This is a genomic window from Romboutsia timonensis, from assembly GCF_900106845.1.
In the GTDB taxonomy this organism is placed as follows: Bacteria; Bacillota; Clostridia; order Peptostreptococcales; family Peptostreptococcaceae; genus Romboutsia; species Romboutsia timonensis.
In genome coordinates this window covers 2322392-2328391 of record NZ_LT629850.1, presented here as the reverse complement: position 1 = coordinate 2328391, position 6000 = coordinate 2322392, and the positions used below count along the sequence as shown (strand labels likewise).

At 28.2% G+C, this 6000-nt stretch carries 10 protein-coding genes; 7 read left to right on the top strand and 3 right to left on the bottom strand.

All coding sequences use genetic code 11. The features are described from left to right. Both BN7997_RS15855 and BN7997_RS13775 read left to right on the top strand, forming a co-directional pair. On the top strand, positions 1-666 hold a 666-nt coding region (locus BN7997_RS15855), incomplete at its 5' end, for a hypothetical protein (RefSeq protein WP_195906827.1). 26 nt (positions 667-692) lie between these two features. After that, positions 693-884, top strand: a complete 192-nt coding sequence (locus tag BN7997_RS13775) for a hypothetical protein (RefSeq protein ID WP_071121314.1) — start codon at positions 693-695, stop codon at positions 882-884. Positions 885-933: 49 nt separating this feature from the next. Here the strand turns inward: BN7997_RS13775 and yfcE are convergent, their stop codons facing one another. Beyond that, complete coding sequence (gene yfcE, locus BN7997_RS13770) at positions 934-1494, bottom strand: phosphodiesterase (protein WP_071121313.1); 561 nt, start codon at positions 1492-1494, stop codon at positions 934-936. Positions 1495-1513: 19 nt separating this feature from the next. Then, entirely contained in the window at positions 1514-2314 is an 801-nt protein-coding gene (locus tag BN7997_RS13765) for an NAD(+)/NADH kinase (RefSeq protein ID WP_071121312.1), read from the bottom strand. Positions 2315-2492: 178 nt separating this feature from the next. Here BN7997_RS13765 and BN7997_RS13760 point away from each other — a divergent pair, with 178 nt between their 5' ends. The 3 genes from BN7997_RS13760 to BN7997_RS13750 all read left to right on the top strand — a co-directional run bounded on the left by BN7997_RS13760 (position 2493) and on the right by BN7997_RS13750 (position 4903). Next, a complete protein-coding gene (locus BN7997_RS13760) occupies positions 2493-3404 on the top strand; it encodes an RluA family pseudouridine synthase (RefSeq protein WP_071121311.1) in 912 nt (303 codons plus the stop codon). A 15-nt stretch (positions 3405-3419) separates the two neighbouring features. After that, the gene (locus BN7997_RS13755) at positions 3420-4424 is read left to right on the top strand and encodes a nucleoid-associated protein (protein ID WP_071121310.1); all 1005 of its coding nucleotides are present in this window, start codon (positions 3420-3422) and stop codon (positions 4422-4424) included. Positions 4425-4690: 266 nt separating this feature from the next. After that, positions 4691-4903, top strand: a complete 213-nt coding sequence (locus BN7997_RS13750) for a hypothetical protein (protein WP_071121309.1) — start codon at positions 4691-4693, stop codon at positions 4901-4903. 33 nt (positions 4904-4936) lie between these two features. Here BN7997_RS13750 and acpP read toward each other — a convergent pair whose 3' ends face one another. Continuing rightward, entirely contained in the window at positions 4937-5164 is a 228-nt protein-coding gene (acpP, locus tag BN7997_RS13745) for an acyl carrier protein (RefSeq protein ID WP_071121308.1), read from the bottom strand. Positions 5165-5312: 148 nt separating this feature from the next. On the opposite strand from acpP, the gene BN7997_RS13740 reads away from it, so the two are divergent. After that, positions 5313-5738: a hypothetical protein gene (locus BN7997_RS13740; RefSeq protein WP_071121307.1), complete on the top strand. Its 426-nt coding sequence runs from the start codon at positions 5313-5315 to the stop codon at positions 5736-5738. 30 nt (positions 5739-5768) lie between these two features. After that, entirely contained in the window at positions 5769-5972 is a 204-nt protein-coding gene (locus tag BN7997_RS13735) for a hypothetical protein (RefSeq protein WP_071121306.1), read from the top strand. Positions 5973-6000 lie beyond the last annotated feature (28 nt).

Sequence of the window (6000 nt, the reverse complement as noted above, 5' to 3'; positions counted from 1 at the left end):
GCAGAAGCAGAAGCAGAAGCAGAAGCAGAAGCAGAAGCAGAAGCAGACGCAGAAGCTGACGCAGACGCAGAAGCAGATGCAGAAGCAGACGCAGACGCTGAAGCAGACGCCGAAGCAGATGCAGAAGCAGAAGCAGAAGCAGAAGCAGATGCAGATGCCGACGCAGATGCAGATGCAGAAGCAGAAGCAGAAGCAGAAGCAGACGCAGACGCCGAAGCAGAAGCAGAAGTAGAAGCTGATGCCGACGCAGAAGCAGAAGCTGACGCAGATGCAGAAGCAGAAGCAGAAGCAGACGCTGAAGCCGAAGCAGAAGCAGAAGCCGAAGCAGAAGCAGAAGCAGAAGCAGAAGCAGAAGCAGAAGCAGACGCAGATGCAGATGCTGATGCAGAAGCTGATGCAGAAGCTGATACAGATGTAGAAGTAGAAGCCGAAGCAGACACAGATGTAGACACTGATGTAGATACAGATGCAGATGCAGATGCAACAGCTACATCAAATGCTAATAACGATAACCAATCAAATGCAACTAATAACATTGGACCAATAACTGTTCATACTCCTATAAATATTTATGTTACTTGCGGTTGCTGTGGTAAGAAACATAAATGTAGAATAGATGATATGAATGGAGACTGTGACGAAGAAGATGAAGAAGACGACGATTAATAATATATTAAAGGAGCACAAATACTATGAAACAAACAAATCATTCGCACAATAGTAAAAGTTCAAATGATAGTAAACATTCTCATATTAATAAGCCTGCTAAAGATAAAAAGAAAGTAATTAAACATAAACCAGTAAATAATAGTAAGAGCATTAGTGATAGTAAAAGTAGCAAAGAGAGTAAGAGTGTCCATGATATAAAAACTTCAGATGATTAATAATAAAATAAGGAGTGGTAAGTATACCACTCCTTAAAATTTTTATATATTAGTCAAGGTTTATTATATTTTTAGTATTAATATCTATTAAATTAAAATTCATATCAATTTCGTCTTCACTTTGAATAATATCTATTATAGCTACAGAATGAGTACCATCCTTAGGTATAGAAGTACTTCCAGGGTTTAGAACTACTAAATTTTCGTCAAGATATAATTCTTTAACATGTGTATGGCCAAGGATAAGTATATCAGCTCCCATACTCTTAGCCTTATTAATTGTATCTTCTTTAGAATCTGTATAACCATGAGTGGTAACTATTCTAGTTTCACCAAATTGGCTCATAACATAAGGACTTTGTATAGGATGATTTATTACCATTTGATCTACATCAGCATCGCAGTTACCTCTAGCTATGATTATATTATCTAAAGAATTTATTTTAGAAATTAAACCTTTTGGATTATACCCTTCAGGTATATCATTTCTAGGACCATGATAAAGTATATCTCCACCGTGGATTAAAACATCACAATCAGATAATACATCTAATGCTTTTTCAAAATAAGTTAAACTTCCATGAGTATCACTCATTACTCCAATTTTCATATGTATTTCCTCCAAGATATTATAAAAATTTTTCTGAAACTCTACTCCAAAATTCATAATCTAACATTCTAAGTAGTTTTATTTTTAAATCAGAGATAGATACCTCTATATTAGACATATGATTAAATCTATATTCAACTCCATCTATTACGATTAGAATAGAATCTTCAAATCTATATTCAGGTATTATTTTTATTATAGACTCACTAGAAAAAATTATGCTAGATGTAAAGCATCTATATGCATTTGTGTTTATAGGATAAAGTGGTGTAAGTTGCATAAGGTTTAATCCAGGGTCTACTATACTTCCACCAGCAGCATAATTATAAGCTGTAGAGCCAGTCGGAGTAGATATAATCATTCCATCGCCACTAAAATTTTGTATATGCTTACCATTAACATCTAAACTAAGGTGTATAGTTCTAGATTTATCCCCTTTTACTACAACCTCATTTATGGCATACATATGAGAGTTACAATTATTAGTGCATATATTGGCTTTGAGTAAGGATATATCTTGCACTAAAAAATCATTATTCTTATAAGATTTAATAAAACTATCTATATGGTTAGGTGATATTTCTGGGAAAAAACCAAGATGACCTGTATTTATTCCTATTATAGGAGTTTTAGTAAAGTCAAAATCATGAACGGTCTTTAAAAAAGAACCATCTCCACCAATTGATATTATAAGTTCGGCATCTTGACAAAACTCATATGTTACTTCAAATCCAGCATTGGTTAGTTTTTCTGTTAGTATTTTTTTTGTCTCAACAGATTTATTTACTTGATTTGAATTTATAGTTATAATTCTTCTCATCTCTACACCCCTTTATACTTTGTATTATAGCATAATTTGGAAAGTTAATTAGTTACTTTATAATTAAAATATGTACTATTATATAAATATAATTTTTATAGCTACAAAAAATCCTTATCTATTTTAAAAAAATAGTATAAAATAGATAATGTTATTATTAATGAAGGATGGTGTAAATTTGTTTAAAAAAGAAGACCAAAAATACAACCTTATATCATATACAAATGAAGAAGAATTAACTCTAAAGGAAGTTTTATTGGATAAATTAAATTTTTCTGTAAGGTCAATATCGAAGATGAAACGAGAGCAGAGTGTATTTGTAAATGGAGTTTTTAAAAAGCCAAGTACAAAGCTTAAAAAAGGTGATTTAATAGAAGTAAAGATAGAAGAGGAAATGGCAAACTTTGAGCCGCAAAATTTAAACTTAAATATATTATATGATGATTTTGATATAATAATGGTTAATAAACCTCCTTTTATGGTAGTACATCCAACTAAAAGTCATTTTGATAATACAATAGCAAATGGAATTACATACTATATAAAGGAAAAAAATGAAAAGGTAAAAGTAAGATTTGTGAATAGATTAGATATGAATACTTCAGGACTTGTTATAGTTGCTAAGAATGCTTATGCACATCATACACTATCTGTTGATATGGGAAATGATGCTGTTGAAAAAAAATATATAACAGTAGTTAAAGGTATAGTAGAAAATGATGAAGGAACTATAAATGAACCTATATATAGGCCAACTGAAGATAGTATAAAGAGAATAGTTGATGAAAAAGGACAAGCATCAATAACACATTATAAAGTTTTAGAGAGGTTAAATGATGCGACTGTGGTAGAAGTAAAACTAGAAACTGGAAGAACACATCAAATAAGAGTACATATGTCACATATTGGACATGGTATAATTGGAGATGAGTTATATGGATATGTAGATGAAAATCTTATAAATAGACAAGCTTTACATGCATATAGTTTATCATTTAATCAACCAAGAACTAAGGAAAATTTAGAGTTTAAAGCAGAGTTGCCAAATGATATAAAAAATCTAATTGAAAAACTAAGAAAAAATAATTAATTTGAGGTGGGAATTATGATAATACACAAATTTATTGTACATGTTTTAGATAAGAATAGTGATGTACCTATATTAAATGATTTTGAAGGAAAAATTAATCCAGAAGTAGATAAGTTTTTTCAAAAAATTATAAAAAGAGTTACAAAAGATGATGATTTAAGAAAAGGTGTTTTTAAAAATTATAATGACAATGTAGTTAGAAATTGTTGTGAACAAATTATATATGATGAAAATACATTTTTAGAAAATTCAAAAGAGATAGCAGCATACTTATTTGATATTATGAAAATAAATTCAGAGTTGGAATCTTGTGATTTAGCTATTTGTTTATATACAGTAAAGGATGAAAAGTATGTAGCTATATTAAAGCTAGATTATAAAAAATTATATACTCACTCTATAGAATTCGTAGATGAAAAATTTAATATACAAATGGTTGCTAATGAAATAGGTATACCAGAGACTGGAAGACAAAAGCAATGTGCATTGATTGGTGTAAGTGGAATGAATGATGAATATCAATTAAGACTTTTAGATAAAGATGCAGAAAAAGCAGAAACAGAGTCTAAGTTTATAACAGAATTTTTAAATGCAGAAAGAGTTGATGATGATAAATATAAGACAAAAGTATTTAAAAATACAGCTGAAAATTGGATAACAAATGCTTTAAGTGAGGATATAAAGCAAGCAGAAGAAGTAAGAAGTATATTAAACTATACATTAAAAGAAAAACATGAAATTGACTTAAATGAATTTGTAGAAAACTCTATAAAAAGTGATGAACTTAAAGAAAGCTTTAAAGAACATATGGAAGATAAAGGCTTAGATGAAAGTTTTAATATAGATAAGAAATGGGTTGAGAAAAAACTTAAAAAAAGAGGTATCAAAACAGATAATGGATTTGATATAAAAGCAGACTTAACAGATTTTGAAGATCCAATGAAATACAGTGTAAGGCAAAATCCAGATGGAAGTATAGACATAGTTATAAAAAATGTAAGATTCTATGAAGAAAAATAATTATAAAAGTAAGCATTAATATTTAGATATTGGTGCTTATTTTTATATTATAAAATATACATGCTTTATATAATTTGTAATTCAATGATTATTTTGAGTAATAGATGTATACCTAGTAGTAGCAAGGATATATCATTGGTAAAATGAAGTGTTTCGCCGACACGTAGCTAAAGCGAAGTGAATTTTTTTATACAAGCACTAAAATATAGGTTTGTTCATATATATTATTAATAGATAAACTGTCTACATACCAAGGGGGAGTGTATATGGATCAATTAAGGGATATGTTTAGAGGATTTGATTTCTTTAACGATAATCCTACATTAGTATTTCTTATATTAGGGCTTGTTGTTTTATTAATACTTAGTAACGGAGATTTAGCATGTTTTTTTGAGCAAAACAATTCACTAATTTGGATTATAGCAATAGTATTTATATTATTTTTATTTAATAATAACAATGATGATTGCTACTGTTAATAATAAATAAAAACCGAGATTAATTCTCGGTTTTTATTTATTATTTTCTATGAATTTACATATATCGCCTATAGTTTTGAAGTGCTCAGCTTCTTCATCTGGTATTTCTATTCCAAATTCATCTTCAAGAGCCATTATAACTTCAACGGCATCTAAAGAATCAGCTTCTAAATCTTCTGTTAAAGAAGTATCTAAAGTTATAGTATCTACATCATCTATAGATAATTGTTCTGAAATTATTGATCTTATTTTTTCAAACATATTATCCTCCTATAAATAAATTGATAATTTTAATTGTAGTTTAATATAAGTTTGACAATTTTTCAATATACATTTAAATAAAAAGTAATAAAGTTATAAAATATGAATATAAATTTAATATACAAACTATAACTTAGGAGGAAATTTTATGAAATACGTAGGATTATTAGTATCATCTGTTGTAGTATTCTTAGTTATATTAACAAATTTTTATTATAATTCTATAACATTAGATATGCAAAAGATAAAAGACTATATTGTAGAAAGTAATATAATTTTAGAAGATATAGTTAAAAAAGAAGAACAGGTAATGGAGAAAAAAGATGAGTATATAACGAGATTAATCAATTTAAAAAAAGGAATAAAAAATTCTAAAACCTCATTTTTAGTAAAAGACTATAAAGAGTATAAGATAAAGTCTATAGAAGGGTTGATAAAAAGTATTTCAGAATCTGATTTAAAATATTTAGAAGAGGTTGAAAAGTACAATAATTTATCAGAGAAAGAATTAGATAAAATTCTTAATAAGAGCTTAATTGAGGTAACTTATTTACCAATTAATACATATACTTAATTTATGAGCAAGTTCAAGGGAGGGAATGTCATGGCAAAGCTAGAAGATACGATATCCCGATTTTTTGGAGGAAATGATGGTATATTTGGTAATAGATTATTAATAATAGTAGTTTTAGTTTTTTTGGTTTTATGTACAGATATACTAGATAATTTTTTTGAAGATGATAGTATGTGGATTTGGGTAATATTAATAATTCTATTACTATTTAATTTTGATGATAGCTGCTATTAATCTAATCTGAAAAGAAATCTATATGGTT

Bases quoted from the DNA above. Each gene is read 5' to 3' on its own strand.
- BN7997_RS13755 (WP_071121310.1), top strand. From the start codon at position 3,420: ATGATAATACACAAATTTATTGTACATGTTTTAGATAAGAATAGTGAT.
- BN7997_RS13740 (WP_071121307.1), top strand. From the start codon at position 5,313: ATGAAATACGTAGGATTATTAGTATCATCTGTTGTAGTATTCTTAGTT.
- yfcE (WP_071121313.1), bottom strand. From the start codon at position 1,494: ATGAAAATTGGAGTAATGAGTGATACTCATGGAAGTTTAACTTATTTT.
- BN7997_RS13775 (WP_071121314.1), top strand. From the start codon at position 693: ATGAAACAAACAAATCATTCGCACAATAGTAAAAGTTCAAATGATAGT.
- BN7997_RS13750 (WP_071121309.1), top strand. From the start codon at position 4,691: ATGGATCAATTAAGGGATATGTTTAGAGGATTTGATTTCTTTAACGAT.
- BN7997_RS13765 (WP_071121312.1), bottom strand. From the start codon at position 2,314: ATGAGAAGAATTATAACTATAAATTCAAATCAAGTAAATAAATCTGTT.
- BN7997_RS13735 (WP_071121306.1), top strand. From the start codon at position 5,769: ATGGCAAAGCTAGAAGATACGATATCCCGATTTTTTGGAGGAAATGAT.
- acpP (WP_071121308.1), bottom strand. From the start codon at position 5,164: ATGTTTGAAAAAATAAGATCAATAATTTCAGAACAATTATCTATAGAT.